The organism is Cedecea lapagei (assembly GCF_900635955.1).
In the GTDB taxonomy this organism is placed as follows: domain Bacteria; phylum Pseudomonadota; class Gammaproteobacteria; order Enterobacterales; family Enterobacteriaceae; genus Cedecea; species Cedecea lapagei.
This window is the reverse complement of the sequence record NZ_LR134201.1, coordinates 2,782,351-2,797,430: the sequence shown is the minus strand read 5'-3', so window position 1 is coordinate 2,797,430 and position 15,080 is coordinate 2,782,351. Positions and strand designations below refer to the sequence as shown.

The 15,080-nt window shown below is 55.1% G+C and carries 13 protein-coding genes; 4 read left to right on the top strand and 9 right to left on the bottom strand.

All coding sequences use genetic code 11. The features are described 5' to 3' along the window. The first annotated feature begins 400 nt into the window (after nt 1–400). Both EL098_RS13535 and EL098_RS13530 read left to right on the top strand, forming a co-directional pair. Nucleotides 401–637, top strand: coding sequence for a hypothetical protein (locus tag EL098_RS13535; RefSeq protein ID WP_126356749.1), 237 nt, complete (start codon nt 401–403; stop codon nt 635–637). A gap of 316 nt (nt 638–953) precedes the next feature. Further along, entirely contained in the window at nt 954–1,484 is a 531-nt protein-coding gene (locus tag EL098_RS13530; RefSeq protein ID WP_126356748.1) for a hypothetical protein, read from the top strand. A gap of 94 nt (nt 1,485–1,578) precedes the next feature. Here EL098_RS13530 and EL098_RS13525 read toward each other — a convergent pair whose 3' ends face one another. The 4 genes from EL098_RS13525 to phoP form a co-directional block, all read right to left on the bottom strand. After that, complete coding sequence (locus EL098_RS13525) at nt 1,579–4,005, bottom strand: DUF3772 domain-containing protein (protein WP_126356747.1); 2,427 nt, start codon at nt 4,003–4,005, stop codon at nt 1,579–1,581. A gap of 252 nt (nt 4,006–4,257) precedes the next feature. Beyond that, the gene (locus tag EL098_RS13520; RefSeq protein ID WP_126356746.1) at nt 4,258–5,379 is read right to left on the bottom strand and encodes a ribosomal protein uL16 3-hydroxylase; all 1,122 of its coding nucleotides are present in this window, start codon (nt 5,377–5,379) and stop codon (nt 4,258–4,260) included. Nucleotides 5,380–5,452: 73 nt separating this feature from the next. Then, nucleotides 5,453–6,922 carry a two-component system sensor histidine kinase PhoQ gene (phoQ, locus tag EL098_RS13515; protein ID WP_126356745.1) on the bottom strand — a complete coding sequence of 490 codons (1,470 nt, stop codon included), beginning with the start codon at nt 6,920–6,922 and terminating at the stop codon, nt 5,453–5,455. Then, the gene (gene phoP / locus EL098_RS13510; protein WP_008453365.1) at nt 6,923–7,594 is read right to left on the bottom strand and encodes a two-component system response regulator PhoP; all 672 of its coding nucleotides are present in this window, start codon (nt 7,592–7,594) and stop codon (nt 6,923–6,925) included. A gap of 361 nt (nt 7,595–7,955) precedes the next feature. Between phoP and EL098_RS13505 the strand changes: the two genes are divergently transcribed. Then, complete coding sequence (locus EL098_RS13505) at nt 7,956–8,915, top strand: IS110 family RNA-guided transposase (RefSeq protein WP_126354442.1); 960 nt, start codon at nt 7,956–7,958, stop codon at nt 8,913–8,915. Nucleotides 8,916–9,100: 185 nt separating this feature from the next. Here EL098_RS13505 and purB read toward each other — a convergent pair whose 3' ends face one another. Genes purB through rluE form a run of 5 tightly spaced genes read right to left on the bottom strand, consistent with a single transcriptional unit; the run spans nt 9,101 to nt 13,436 of the window. Further along, nucleotides 9,101–10,471: an adenylosuccinate lyase gene (gene purB, locus EL098_RS13500; protein ID WP_126356744.1), complete on the bottom strand. Its 1,371-nt coding sequence runs from the start codon at nt 10,469–10,471 to the stop codon at nt 9,101–9,103. A 16-nt stretch (nt 10,472–10,487) separates the two neighbouring features. Further along, on the bottom strand, nt 10,488–11,117 hold the full coding sequence (gene hflD, locus EL098_RS13495) for a high frequency lysogenization protein HflD (RefSeq protein WP_126356743.1): 630 nt from the start codon (nt 11,115–11,117) through the stop codon (nt 10,488–10,490). A gap of 22 nt (nt 11,118–11,139) precedes the next feature. Further along, entirely contained in the window at nt 11,140–12,249 is a 1,110-nt protein-coding gene (gene mnmA / locus EL098_RS13490) for a tRNA 2-thiouridine(34) synthase MnmA (protein WP_126356742.1), read from the bottom strand. A 53-nt stretch (nt 12,250–12,302) separates the two neighbouring features. Continuing rightward, nucleotides 12,303–12,764 carry an NUDIX hydrolase gene (locus tag EL098_RS13485; RefSeq protein ID WP_126356741.1) on the bottom strand — a complete coding sequence of 154 codons (462 nt, stop codon included), beginning with the start codon at nt 12,762–12,764 and terminating at the stop codon, nt 12,303–12,305. Between the two features lie 9 nt (nt 12,765–12,773). After that, nucleotides 12,774–13,436: a 23S rRNA pseudouridine(2457) synthase RluE gene (rluE, locus tag EL098_RS13480; protein WP_126356740.1), complete on the bottom strand. Its 663-nt coding sequence runs from the start codon at nt 13,434–13,436 to the stop codon at nt 12,774–12,776. Nucleotides 13,437–13,543: 107 nt separating this feature from the next. Here rluE and icd point away from each other — a divergent pair, with 107 nt between their 5' ends. Then, on the top strand, nt 13,544–14,794 hold the full coding sequence (gene icd / locus EL098_RS13475) for an NADP-dependent isocitrate dehydrogenase (RefSeq protein WP_126356739.1): 1,251 nt from the start codon (nt 13,544–13,546) through the stop codon (nt 14,792–14,794). The last annotated feature ends 286 nt before the right edge of the window (nt 14,795–15,080 follow it).

Sequence of the window (15,080 nt, the reverse complement as noted above, 5' to 3'; positions counted from 1 at the left end):
TAAGGCTATTTAAAGAGCCATGATAATGTTGAAATTGACTATATGTATATAATATTTCAAACTTAAACCCCTTTAATTACTGGTGTCTTTTGAGTGACATAAATTAGATTGTAGGTAACATAACATGATTTCTAAAAAAATAATTGCATAACTACCTACTAGTAATAGTAGTAATAAAAAGTCAGATGACAACATATGATATAATAGTGAAATGAATTGACTTAAATGTAAACAGTTAGAATTAAGTCCTGTTTTGCATTTTTAGGTAGTGCCATCCTTCGTCCAAGGCTGGTTATTTAGATTATTATAACGTCCATTTTAGCTACTTTCTGGTATAAATATAGCTATTGAACCGCTCTTATGATTGAAAGTTTACCTTAAGATTAGGAAAGCATATTTCATGATGCATGAACTTTGGACAAATGAAGAAGGGCTTGATTTGTTTTGCCTGGCTGGTCAGCAAGGCGATTCAGCTCGCGGATTGCTCGAACCTGGATCCAGATTGGTTTGGTCCTGCGAGGGTGGCTCCCACTTTGAAGCCATGACGCAGTTCTATCATTATCGTGGTTGGGGGGAATATACAACGGATTTACCTGAGCAAGATAAACAGACATACAGAGAATTGGGATGGGAATAATATTTATTCGACAATATTTAGATAAGGCCTTCTGTATCAAAAATAGAGAAATTAAATATCACCAAAAAAAGTAATGAATGTGAAAAACATTACCCAATGCAACCCAACTCCCCAGTTATCACATTTCCGCGATCCCCCTCGAATTTTCAAGGTTTCCAATAATTTTAAACCAAACCCCTGTTGACTTATCCAGTGCAATAAACAGACGATAGCGCTCAAGAAGTAGCCAAAGGTAAAGAAGAAAGAATTCGCCCCCGAAAGGTGCGCCAACACCAGACGAGGGCTAACCACAACGTAACTAGATAGGAGTCACATTATGGCTAACGCCGATAGTAACACATCCGCGCATACGGAACTGGCCAGGGGGCAAACGATTATTGCCGGGGGCGTCGCAGCGTTGTTAAAAATGCCGCTGGGCGCAAAGGACGATTTATTTTATGTGCTGCATATTTGCCGCTGCTGGGTTGATGAATTAATCGAAACAGATAATCACGCTGAATATATTGCGCTGGGCGGCCGGTTGCTGGCGGGGTTTAACGTGCTGAGAGTGGTTTTGGGGCAGCCGCTGCCGCAGCATTTGATTGAGCGGTTAACGGTGGAAGAGGGGCAGGAGGGTGTGCCGGGTACTGCACCTGAAACCGACTCAGATATGCTCTGCGAGTATTGTGCCGCCTTAGCGCAGGTGCTGCTGGGCCAGCAGCTTGCCACAGACCTGCAGGTGCAGATGGCGGATCTGCTCTGTGAAGTGTTCGGCCTGCTGGAAGAGAATGTAAAAGCGCCGCGCTTCGTGCGAACAACGCGGGGGCTGGCGACGCTCGACGGCAACATTGTGCAGGGCATTCACTAAATAAGCGGTGTTCCCGCCTTCACCGTGATAGAGCACGGTGAAGGCGGGCAGGGAACCCGGAAATCAGGCAACCGGCTTGCCAGGCAGCCAGGCCCTAAGAAGAAAACTCATCGTCATCTGCTAAAGCCTTTGCCCGCTGCTTCATAAAAACAACTTCCTGCGGGCTGGACAGGTTCACCTCATTTTGGCGCAGCAGCTTGAGGATATTAAACAGCAGCTCGCTTTTACTGGAGCCGACCATACGTGGGCTGGCAACGTAGCCGGTCACGCTGAGGATAATGCCCTCCGGCCCCAGCTGGCTGAAGCGCACATAAGGCGCAGGCGTGGGCAGGATCACTTCATAATTACGGTAGGCGCTGAGCAATAAATCGCGTACCTGCTCCGGGTCAATATTGGTCGGGAAGGTCAGGGCGATGGTCACCACCCCCTGAGCGTTACCCATCGTCGCGTTACGCACGTTCTGGGAAATCAGCTGCGAGTTAGGGACGATCATCGTCGAGCGGTCGCTGAGCTGGATCTCCGTGGCGCGCACGTTAATCCGCCGCACGTCGCCCTCAATGCCGCCGATGCCGATCATATCGCCTACTTTCACCGGGCGCTCCGTCAGCAGGATCAGGCCGGAGATAAAGTTCTTCACAATCTCCTGCAGGCCAAAGCCGATGCCCACCGACAGGGCGCTGACAATCCACGCCAGGTTGTTCCACTGAATACCCAGCGCGGCCAGGGTGATGAGGATCAGCAGCACGTAGCCGACGTTGGTAAACAGGGTGATCAGCGACGCGCGAATGCCGATATCGGTGATGGTTTTAGGCAGCAGCTCCTGGCTTAGCCAGCGCTGGGTCACGCGCAGGATATAGAGGCCAATCACCAGGCTGAGCACCGCGTTCAGCAGGTTGCCGGGGACGATGTGCAGCTGCTTCAGCCCGTCGCCGCTTAAAATCCTCACCAGCTTACTGATCAGCAGGCTTGGCGTCGTTGTGCCGAAGGTCCCGTTAAACAGCGCAATAATGGTCATTAACAGCAGGGCGCATTTGGTGAAGGCGGTAAACACCACGGCCAGCTGCTCAAGGTGCCGGTCTTTAAAGCGCAGCGACTTTTTCATTGCCTTGCCGCTGGCGGTTTGCGGCGAAAATACGGCGGCAAAAAAGTCGGTAGCGAAGGTGACCAGATAATAAAACGCCACCAGCACCATGCTGAACCAGATGACCTGGTAGGTGAGGTAGCGAGCGAAGGCGATGTAACCTATCAGCAGCGCCGCCAGAATCACCAGCGAGGCGAGCATAACCAGCAGACAGACTAAGGCGTCAAGCCGGGAGCGTTTCACCGTGGACTCGCCCTCTTTTTCCAGATGCCGGTGAGCATGCTGGATGCGCAGCATCATTACCAGCATGACGCTGGCCATCACGGCGGAAACTATCCCATTGGTGCGTATCGTGGTGCCGAGGCTGGCGCTAATCGCGTTATTAAACAGGTCGATGCTGCCAACAATTAAGCCCAGTACGGCCAGCAGCGACGGGAAGTAGCGCACGCTTGCGGCCACGCTGTCGTCGACTTGTACCAGCCGCCATGAAGGGCGATTCAGGGAGAGAAAAGCGCGACCGCCGCCGTAAATCAATGAGCAGAAAACGACAAGCTGAACAAAGCCTTCGACAAAGTCGTTGACCTGCGGAGAGAACTCTTCCACGCGTGAAAAGGCCCCTTTCACTATGGAAAGCGCCAGCGTAATGGTGAACATGGTGACTAACGTGCTGGCCAACGAGTTGAAGCTGCGGCGCAGGCGGCCATCCGGCAACCAGGTGATATTGATCCAGACCAGGAGTCGTTCAATCAGATAGCAGCCTGAGAACGCGATCGCGACAGCGGCCACAAGCAGCCATAAGGTGCCCCAGAACCACTCTGGCTCCCAGCCAGCCTGCCAGGTTTTCAGCAGTTGCTCGCAGAAGTCATTGAAGCGCTGAACATCGACAGCCTGGGTATCCGTTTCCTGCAGCCAGAAGGTGCCGCTTAATATGCTGCCGCTGTTCGACGTCAGCTGCGACTTAAAATAGGTGCGGCGGAGATCGTTAATCTGAATGCCCAGCGCCCGGATATTCGTTTGCAGGCTTTGCGAGGTGCCGATCGCCTCATCAATCTGCTTTTTGTCTCTGTTCAGCGCATTGCGCTGTTCTGAAACGCTGGCGGTTTCAGCTCCCGCGCCAGCCTCCGGGGCCGGCCCCAAAACTTGCAGCTGAGCCTGGACCTTGTCATGCATCGGCTGCAGCAGGGCGGCCATGTTATCCACCTCCACGCCCAGCTTTTGTGTGGTGTCGAACAGCTTAATCAGCCTGTTGTCGGTGTTGGCCCGGGAGACCTGCTGCTTAATGTCGTCTATTTGCGTCTTATATTGCTTTAACTGCCCGGCAATCTCCTTAAGGCCGGGCTCCTGCCCCTCGGCTTGTGCCGCCAGGCTGCTTTGCGAAGTCAGAAACAGGCCGATAAATAACAGGCAGGTGGTGAGGAAAATATTCAGAGGTTTGCTCATGGGATGACGCTCAATGTCCCTATTAACGTTGATCAAGTATGGTCAGGCGGCGATCAGATTGCCATTTTTTATCATCGGCGATCCAGAGGTGTTACTTATTCCGTCAGGTTAAAAGACTCTTTTTACCTGGTGCCGGTACGCCCCGGACGTTTCCGGCTGTTAAAGGGCTGGCGGCTGGATGCGGCGTGAAGGCGATATAAACAGAATTATCCCGCCTTCACCGCGGTAAAACGGCGAAGGCGGGGAAGGGCTTTAGTCTTCGAAGAACCAGTAGCCGCTGTTTACCAGCGCGGCTAAGGTGGCCAGGAAGGAAGGATCTTCCAGCGCGTCGCCAAACTTCTCTGCGTCCAGCTTGATGTGGCTTGCCAGCGCTTCAACCGCCGGGCGGTGCGGGCTGTCGAGCTTCTCGCCGTTAACGTACACCTCACCGGCAACGCGCAGCACCCGCAGGCCGCCAAGGCGTACCAGCGAGTCACCCTGCTGGAGCGCGTCGTAGATTTCATCCGGCTGATAAGGCGGCTCCGGCGGCGCAACGTCCAGCTCGTGGCGGGACTGGGTAATAAACTCGCCAAACCAGCTGTTGAAGGTCTCCGGCTGGTTAACAATGTCCAGCATCATGCCGCGCAGCTTGTCGACTTCCTGCGGCAGAATATCCGCCGGGTGCTGGCGCTCAGGCACGTCCGGGTCGGTATAGCGCTGGCCGCCCAATTCGCGCTGCAGGACATAGTCAGCAAAGCCGCTAATAAGTTCGCGGCCGCTTGGTGCGCGGAAGCCCACGGAGTAGTTCAGCGCGTTTTCCAGCGAGTAGCCTTCGTGCGGGAAGCCCGGCGGAATATACAGAATGTCGCCCGGCTCCATCTCTTCGTCGATGATGGCGTCGAACGGCTCAACCTGCAGCAGGTCCGGGTGCGGGCAGTGCTGCTTCATGGCAACTTTTTCGCCCACACGCCAGCGGCGGCGGCCCACGCCCTGAATGATAAACACGTCGTACTGGTCAAGGTGCGGCCCAACGCCGCCGCCTGGCACAGAGAAGGAGATCATCAGGTCGTCAATGCGCCAGTCGGGCAGGGCGCGGAAGGGGCGCATCAGGGCGCTGGAAGGTTCATGCCAGTTGTTCACGGCCTGCACCAGCAGCGACCAGTTGTTTTCGCCGAGGTGATCGTAGCTCTGGAACGGGCCATGGCTGACCTGCCATTTACCGTCCTGGTGGCTGACGAGGCGGCTGTCCACCTCGTTTTCCATTGCCAGGCCGGCCAGCTCATCCGGGGAAATAGGGTCGATGAAGTTTTTAAAGCCGCGCTTCAGCACCACAGGGCGTTTTTGCCAGTAGCGTTCGATAAAGTCGGGCCAGTTTAAATCCAGGTGATAATCCATATTATTGTCTTCCTGCAGATGGAGGAGCCTGACACGGATTATAACGGATGGCGGGCCGGGTTACGGGACTATTTCACCCTTCATTCTGTTCCGGCTGCTGACGGGCAAAAATCACCTCCATGCGCGCGCCGCCCAGAATGCTGGCCCCTGTCTGAATTTCACCGTCGTACTGCTCGACAATCTCTCTGGCAACCGACAGCCCCACGCCCTGGCCTGGGCGCAGCGTATCGGCCCGCTGGCCACGATCGAAGACCATCGCGCGTTTGCTTTCAGGTATGCCCGGGCCGTCGTCGTCAACAATCAGATGCAGCGTATCTTCGGTCTGGCGGGCGGTGATTTCCACGAACTCAAGGCAGTATTTACAGGCGTTATCCAGCAGATTGCCCATCACTTCCATAAAGTCGTTTTTCTCGCCGATAAAGGTAATTTCCGGCGAGACGTCCAGCGTGATGTTGACGCCTTTACGCTGGTATACCTTATTCAGTGCCGAGCACAGATTATCCAGCAGCGGCGCAACGGAATGCAGCTCGCGGCTTAATAAGGTGCTGTTGCCGCGCATGCTGGCGCGGTGCAGGTAGTAGCCAATCTGCTGCGAGATGCGGCTGATCTGTTCCAGCATCACGGGCTCGGCCTGCTCAACGTTCATCTTGTCGGTGCGCAGCGAACGCAATGTCGACTGCAGCACGGCGAGCGGGGTTTTCAGGCTATGGGTGAGGTCCGTCAGCGTGGTGCGGTACTTATCGTGCCGATCGCGCTCGGTGCGCAGCAGCTGGTTAAGATTGCGTACCAGGCTCGTCAGCTCGCGCGTCGTTTCCGGGTTCAGGCTGTCGCGATCGTGTTTTTCCAGCTCGCGCACTTCCTGAGCCAGCTCCTGAATCGGGCGCAGGCTCCACCAGGCGGCAAGCCACAGCAGCGGCACCACCAGCAGCAGGTTGGCCAGCAGAACGTAGATAAACCAGCTCCAGACCATGTACGAGCGCTTCAGCTCGATAGGAATGGTGTCCACCACAACCACGGTCAGCGCGGGCATGCGGGCGGTGGCAGGGTAGAGGTTTACCGCCACCGAGTGGGTCATCTCGTAGCCGTCGTCGCTCTCGTCGTCATGCATATCTTTCAGCTGGGCGAGGCGGTCTTTGTCGTTGTCCAGCAGGGCGGTACTGGTGGCGTAGTCGGCCTCCAGCTCGTGGAAGCCGTTACCGGTCAGCCACTCCTTCTGGATCTGCTGCACCACGTCCGGGACATTTCGCTGCATCCACAGCAGCTTGCCGTGCTCGTCGTAAATCAGCGCCATGGTCGGGCTTTGAATACTGATGTTGTCCGGCAAATCCACCTGCAGCTTGCCGTCCTTCCAGCTGGACAGCGTATAGAACAGGTTGCTTTCCCCGCGCAGCAGGCGGAAGGTCGTTTTGTCGAAGCTGACGCTGTAGCCAACCAGCGCCACCAGGCCATAGGCCAGGGACAGCACCATTACGACTGCTGCGGTAGCCAGTAAGAAACGAACCCGCAGCGAGAGGGGCAGAATATGACGAAAGATTTTCAGCATTTAGTGGAGATCGAATCGGTAGCCCTGGCCGCGCACGGTAGTAATCACTTCCTGCGGATATTCGGCCTGAATTTTTTTACGTAAACGGCCCATCAGCACGTCGATAGTGTGGCTTTCTCGCAGCTCTGCGTCCGGGTAAAGCTGTAGCATCAGCGAGTCTTTGCTGACCACCTTGCCGGCGTTACGGATGATGGTTTCCATGATGGTGTACTCAAACGCGGTGAGCTTGATCAGATTGTCGTTAATCGACAGCTCGCGGCGGGACAAATCAACCTGGAACGGCGGCAGGGAGATGACCTGCGAGGCCAGGCCGCTGTTACGGCGCATCAACGCCTGCATGCGGGCAACCACCTCTTCCAGATGGAAAGGTTTGGTGACGTAGTCGTCTGCGCCCGCGCCAAGCACTTCGACTTTATCCTGCCAGCCTTCGCGGGCGGTCAGCACCATAATCGGGATTGTCACGTCGTGGCTGCGCCAGCGGCGGATGAGGCTCATGCCGTCTTCGTCCGGCAGCCCTAAGTCAACAATCGCGATATCCGGTGTATGTTCATTAAGGAAATAGTCTGCCTCTTTGGCATCCTCGGCCGCATCTACCTGATGGCCCGCTTCACGAAGCTGAACCTTAAGGTGATGACGCAGCAGGGCATTATCTTCCACAACCAGAACGCGCATCGTATTTCCCCAGTTTATTCATAGTATTGATAGTTTAGCGCTAATTATCGATGACAGGAAATAAACCTCGTATAAACAATGCCCTTATGGAGATTAACGGTGAGTCAACAATCTAATACAACCCCTCACCCTAACCCTTATGTCTTGATCCTCCCCGCCAGTGCGGGGAAGATCCCCGACTGATCATCGGGAGGTTGCCGGTGAGCATCCCCTAGCCCTGGTGCCCCTGAGCCCGCGGGAGAGATTATGCCCCGGCAGCCTTTCTCCCTGTCGCCTCAAGACCGAACGGTATCCTGTGCCTCTGAGCACCCACACATAAGGATGGTCTGGCGATATTATTCATAAGGTTACGGAGAATCATATGACCCTCACTTCTGTCGGCGTTGATATTGCTAAGCTAAAATTTGATGTCGCTGTCCTGCTGCCTAATCAGAAATACAAAACTAAAAAGTTTGCTAACACGCATGCGGGATGCCGTGAGTTTATTCACTGGCTGGCCCGTTTTGGAGACTGTCACGTCTGTATGGAGGCTACCGGCAGCTACAGCACGGAACTCGCCACGGCATTGTCCGATGGCGGCTATCGAGTCAGTCTGGAAAACCCTGCCCGTATTCATGCCTTCAGTCATACCGAACTGGCCCGAAATAAAACGGATAAAAGCGATGCCGCACTGATAGCGCGGTATTGTGCCCTGTATCAGCCAGCACAATGGCATCCGGCCCCTCTCAGCCAGCGACAGCTGACCGCGCTGGTACGGCATCTTAAAAATCTTGAAGAGATGCGACAGATGGAAGAGAACAGGCTGGAGGCCGCAGATGAGGTCATAACCGGTTCGTTAAAAGAACACATCGCCACGCTGGACGAACTGATAAAAGAAACAAAAAAGAAAATCAGACAGCATATCGACGATGACCCGGACCTGAGAAAAGACAAGGCGCTGCTGGAGAGTATCCCGGGTGTGGGAGATGTGCTGAGTACGAATCTTCTGGCCTTCGCGGGAAACCTGAGGCGATTTAGCAGCAGTAAGGCTCTGGTGGCTTATGCAGGCCTGAACCCACGACGTTGTGAATCCGGGATGTGGAAAGGAAAAAGCAGGTTGTCGAAAGTGGGGAGCCGTGAGCTGCGTAGCGTACTGTATATGCCTGCGGTGGTGGCGGGAAGGTGTAATGAAGTGGTGAAAGACCTGATGAGGCGGCTGGAGAGTAGAGGTAAGGCAGGAAAAGAGCGAGTATGTGCAGGAATGAGAAAGCTACTGCAGCTGGCTTATGGCGTGGTGAAATCAGGGCGTGAATTTGACGCCGAAATACCGCTTGCCGGATAGCCGACAAGACGGTATCTCTCCCCACCGGGAGAGGGGATAAAGAACCTGCATTGTTTTCTCCCTCTCCCCACTGGGAGAGGGGATAAAGAACATGCATTGTTTTCTCCCTCGCCCCTTTGGGGAGAGGGTCGGGGTGAGGGGGCAAACTGCGGGCAAAAAAAAGCCCTCCGAAGAGGGCCTTAAGATTACTTCAGCTCATCGACCATGGTGATGGCGCGGCCAATATAGTTCGCCGGGGTCATCGCCTTCAGGCGGGTTTTCTCTTCTTCCGGCAGCTCGAGGCCGTCGATGAACTGCTTCATGCCTTCGGCGTCAACGCGCTTGCCGCGTGTCAACTCTTTCAGCTTCTCGTAAGGCTTTTCGATGCCGTAGCGGCGCATCACGGTCTGGATTGGCTCAGCCAGCACTTCCCAGTTGTGATCCAGCTCGTCCAGCAGGCGGTCGCGGTTTACTTCCAGCTTGCTCACGCCCTTCAGGGTGGACTGGTAGGCAATCAGCGCGTAGCCGATACCCACGCCCAGGTTACGCAGCACGGTGGAGTCGGTCAGGTCGCGCTGCCAGCGGGAGACCGGCAGCTTGCTTGCCAGGTGCTGCAGCACGGCGTTGGACAGGCCGAGGTTGCCTTCGGAGTTTTCGAAGTCAATCGGGTTCACCTTGTGCGGCATGGTGGAGGAGCCGATTTCACCGGCGACGGTCTTCTGCTTGAAGTGGTTAAGGGCCACGTAGCCCCACACGTCACGGTCGAAGTCGATCAGGATAGTGTTGAAGCGAGCGATGCAGTCAAACAGCTCGGCGATGTAGTCGTGCGGCTCGATCTGGGTGGTGTACGGGTTCCACTGGATGCCCAGAGACGTCACGAACTCTTCGCTGAACTGGTGCCAGTCCACTTCCGGGTAAGCGGCAATGTGGGCGTTATAGTTGCCGACCGCGCCGTTGATTTTGCCGAGGATTTCGACGTTGCCGAGCTGGCGGAACTGACGCTCCATACGGTAAGCGACGTTAGCCATCTCTTTACCCATGGTGGACGGCGTAGCAGGCTGGCCGTGGGTACGGGACAGCAGCGGGATATCGCGGTACTGCACCGCCAGGTCTTTCACCGCGTCGATGATTTTACGCCAGTACGGCAGCACAACGTCTTTACGCGCTGTGTCGAGCATCAGCGCGTGGGACAGGTTGTTGATGTCTTCGGAAGTGCAGGCGAAGTGAATAAACTCGGACACCGCGTGCAGGGCAGGGATCGCTTCCACTTTCTCTTTCAGGAAGTACTCAACCGCCTTCACGTCGTGGTTGGTGGTGCGCTCGATGGTTTTGATGCGCGCTGCGTCAGCCTCGCTGAACTCCGCAACGATTTTATCAAGGTAACCGTTTGCGTCCGCATCAAAAGCAGGAACTTCCTTGATCGCTGCGTGCGCGGCCAGCTTTTGCAGCCAACGTACTTCGACCTGTACGCGGAATTTCAGCAGACCGAATTCGCTGAAAATAGCGCGCAGAGCGCTGACTTTGTCGCCATAGCGCCCGTCAACGGGGGAAACGGCGGTCAGTGAGGATAATTCCATAACTACTCCTGAGAGGTTAACAATGAGCGAGAATTTGTTTGGCCTGAGCGGTCAGGCGACTACGAGAAAACATTAACTGCAGGCGGCCACCGCCCACCTGATGCCAGAGCACGGCAGCACGAATACCGGCCAGCAGCGCGGCACGGACTTTGCTCTGAACCTGCGGGCTTTGCAGCACGGCAGGGGACCCGGTGACCTGAATACGCGGGCCAAGCGGGCTGATGACGTCAACATAGATCCCGGCCATCGCGCTCAGCAGCGTGTCGGACTCAAGATCGAAATGATCAAGCTGGCGCTGCAGGCCGTTAATTTTGCTGCCGAGCGTATCCATCGCACCTTTGCTGGCATGGAGTTTACGCTCCAGAACCATCAGGCTAAGGGTATAGCGCGTCAGCTCAGCGTTCAGACCCTGACGGTTGCTGGCGTTTAACACGCCGAGCAACGTCTCAAGACCCAGCTTAAGGTTAGCTTCGCTGCCGCCAAAAACGTCCAGGGTTGAGCCGGGGTTCTGGTCGATCACGCTGTTAAGCGAGACGTGAAGCGAGTCGCTGTCGCAATGACCCTGATGGGCTAACTGCTGCACCAGACGTGCTGACTGGCAAATGCCGGCCAGCGCGAGAGTTATGTCGTAGTAGTTTTTAGCCAACGGGCTGCGTCCTTGTGTGTAATTAACTTACGAGCGGCAAACGCTGCTCAATAATGCCGCCGCCGAGGCACACTTCGCCGAGGTAGAACACCGCGGACTGGCCAGGCGTTACGGCGGCCACCGGCTCTTCAAAGCGCACTTCTATGCGCTCATCGTCCAGCGGCGTAATCGTGCAGGGGATATCCGTCTGGCGGTAGCGGGTTTTAACCGTGCAGCTCAGCGGCGCGGTTAATGGCTCGCGGTCCACCCAGTGCAGCTGCTGGGCAATCAGCCCAACGGACATCAGGCGCGGATGATCGTGACCCTGCGCGACGATAAGAATATTGTTGGCGACGTCTTTATCAACGACGTACCACGGATCTTCGGACCCTTCTTTGGTGCCGCCTATGCCGAGACCTTTACGCTGGCCGAGGGTGTGATACATCAGCCCCTGGTGCTCGCCTACGGTTTCGCCGTCCACGGTAATAATGTTGCCCGGCTGGGCTGGCAGGTAGCGGCCCAGGAAGTCGCGGAACTTACGCTCGCCGATAAAACAGATGCCGGTGGAGTCTTTTTTCTTCGCGGTGACCAGGTCCAGCTCTTCGGCAATGCGGCGTACTTCTGGCTTTTCCAGTTCGCCGACAGGGAACAGGCTTTGGGCAATCTGTTCATGGCTCAGCGTATAAAGGAAGTAGCTCTGGTCTTTGTTGCCGTCCAGGCCGCGCAGCAGCTGGCTTTTGCCGTTCACGTCGGCGCGACGCACGTAGTGGCCGGTGGCGATGAAGTCGGCGCCTAAATCTTCTGCGGCGAACTCCAGAAAGGCTTTAAATTTGATCTCTTTGTTGCAGAGGATATCCGGGTTTGGCGTACGTCCGGCTTTGTACTCTTCGAGGAACAGTTCGAACACGTTGTCCCAGTACTCTGCGGCAAAGTTAACGGTGTGCAGTTCAATGCCCAGCTTGTCGCAAACGGCCTGCGCATCGGCTAAATCTTCCGCTGCGGTGCAGTATTCCTCACCATCGTCTTCTTCCCAGTTCTTCATGAACAGGCCTTCCACCTTATAGCCCTGCTGCATCAGCAGGTAAGCGGAAACGGAGGAATCGACGCCGCCGGACATCCCGACGATCACTTTTTTCTGGCTGTTATCAGACATGGAGAGACTCACGACATTGAACTTCAAAGCGGCATATTCTATCACGCAGCCTGCTACTTGACACCCTCTGTAAACGGCCAGTTAAAAGCCCCCAGCACCGACAGGGGATAACGCGGCTCCTGCTGGTAACAGCGAATGCTTTCCGCCACCAACGGCGAGCGCAGATTCGCTGCGTTGATAATCGCCCCGGCGTCGAGCCACAGGCAGCGATCAATGTCGCTGTCGTGCGGCGTGGTCGGCAGCTGTTTTTCAAGATCGATGGCAAACAGAAAGCGTAAGAAGGGCGTGTTATCCGGGGCAATCCACTGATGCATGCGGATGAAGCTTTGCGGCTCGGCGGTAATGCCCGTCTCCTCCCACAGCTCACGTTTCGCGGCCTCGAGCAGCGTTTCGTCGGCTTCCAGGTGCCCGGCAGGCTGGTTCCACAGCGCTTTGCCCTTAATGGTTTCTTCGACAACTAAAAACTGACCTTCGGCCTGAACAACGCAGGCAACGGTGACGTGGGGTTTAAACATCACTTCTCCTTATAAGGTGGTTAACGGAACTTCGCGCCACTCGCCGTTGGCAAGTCCTTCCAGCGTGTAGTCGCCCATGGCATAGCGGATCAGCCGCAGGGTAGGGTAGCCCACGTGCGCCGTCATGCGGCGAACCTGGCGGTTACGGCCTTCATAAAGCGTGATCTTCAGCCAGCTGGTGGGGATCGCCTTACGTTCGCGAATCGGCGGATTACGCGGCCACAGCCACTCCGGCTCGGTGACCCGCTCGGCGCCCGCCGGAAGCGTCGGCCCATCGTTCAGCGTTACGCCGTTGCGCAGGGCATCCAGCGCCTCTTCGGTTGGCTCGCCTTCAACCTGCACGTAATAGATTTTTCCGGTGCGTTTGCCGGGCTGGGTCAGTTTCGCCTGCAGCGCACCGTCGTTGGTCAGCACAAGTAACCCTTCGCTGTCCCGGTCGAGACGGCCTGCGGCGTAGATACCTTGTAAAGGAATGTAATCCTTTAGCGTGCTGCGGCCTGCTTCGTCAGTGAACTGCGGCAGCACATCGTAGGGCTTATTGAAGATAACCAGCTTCTTTGGCCCGTCGGGCTTCTTGCGCCTGGCGGTCTGATGTGTGCTGAATCGGTTAACTTGGTGATTCCTAAAAGAAGTTTTGTTCATAGTGTTTTCAGCGCGGGTGGATTGTCGCATTATAACGGAAAACATGAGTGATTGGCGCGAGCCTGATATTGCAGTAGTATGAGCCCGCAAATTACAAATCATTAACAAAAAACCAGAAGCGCTCGAAGGAGAGGTGAATGGAAAGCAAAGTAGTCGTTCCGGCGGAAGGTAAAAAGATCACCCTGCAAAATGGCAAAATCAACGTCCCTAACAACCCAGTGATCCCGTTCATTGAAGGGGATGGTATCGGTGTGGACGTGACCCCTGCCATGATTAAAGTGGTGGATGCCGCCGTGGAAAAAGCCTATAAGGGCGAGCGGAAAATTTCCTGGATGGAAATCTATACCGGCGAAAAATCTACCCAAGTTTATGGCCAGGACGTCTGGCTGCCAGAAGAGACTCTGGACCTGATTCGTGATTACCGCGTGGCCATTAAAGGCCCACTGACTACCCCAGTCGGCGGCGGTATTCGTTCCCTGAACGTTGCGCTGCGTCAGCAGCTTGATCTGTACGTTTGCCTGCGCCCGGTGCGTTACTACCAGGGTACCCCAAGCCCGGTTAAACAGCCTGAGCTGACCGACATGGTTATCTTCCGTGAAAACTCCGAAGATATCTATGCGGGTATCGAGTGGAAAGCGGACAGCGCCGAAGCGGACAAAGTGATCAAGTTCCTGCGTGACGAAATGGGCGTGAAGAAAATTCGCTTCCCTGAGCACTGCGGTATCGGCATCAAGCCTTGCTCAGAAGAAGGCACCAAGCGCCTGGTTCGTGCGGCCATCGAATACGCAATCACCAACGACCGTGATTCCGTGACCCTGGTGCACAAAGGCAACATCATGAAGTTCACCGAAGGCGCGTTCAAAGACTGGGGCTACCAGCTGGCTCGCGAAGAGTTCGGCGGCGAGCTTATCGACGGCGGCCCGTGGGTGAAAATCAAGAACCCTAACACCGGCAAAGAGATCGTCGTTAAAGACGTGATCGCCGATGCGTTCCTGCAGCAAATCCTGCTGCGTCCTGCGGAATACGACGTTATCGCCTGTATGAACCTGAACGGCGACTACATTTCTGATGCCCTGGCGGCACAGGTTGGCGGCATCGGTATCGCACCGGGCGCAAACATCGGTGACGACTGCGCGCTGTTCGAAGCGACCCACGGTACCGCACCTAAGTATGCAGGCCAGGACAAAGTGAACCCAGGCTCCATCATTCTGTCCGCAGAAATGATGCTGCGTCATATGGAATGGTTCGAAGCCGCTGACCTGATCGTTAAAGGTATGGAAGGCGCTATCGAAGCTAAGACCGTAACTTATGACTTCGAGCGTCTGATGGATGGTGCTAAGCTGCTGAAATGTTCAGAGTTCGGCGACGCTATCATTAAACACATGTAATCAGCCCTGCTGGTGATGTGACAACGGGAGCCTCAGGGTTCCCGTTTTTTATTATTAGCTTTCGAACGGTTATCAAAATTTTATCAAAATAGGTTATCAAAACCCGTTATTCCTAGTGCTATACCGCTTAAAATTAAACTCAGGTGTTATGGTCACTTAGCGATACTTGTGGTTCTCTCAAATGTGTTGATGATCTCTATCTTAAGCAGTTATTGTGTCAGATTTGTCATTTTGTTGGTTTTACATTGACATTATGCTATTGTGTATCCATCAACATTAAGGGTGG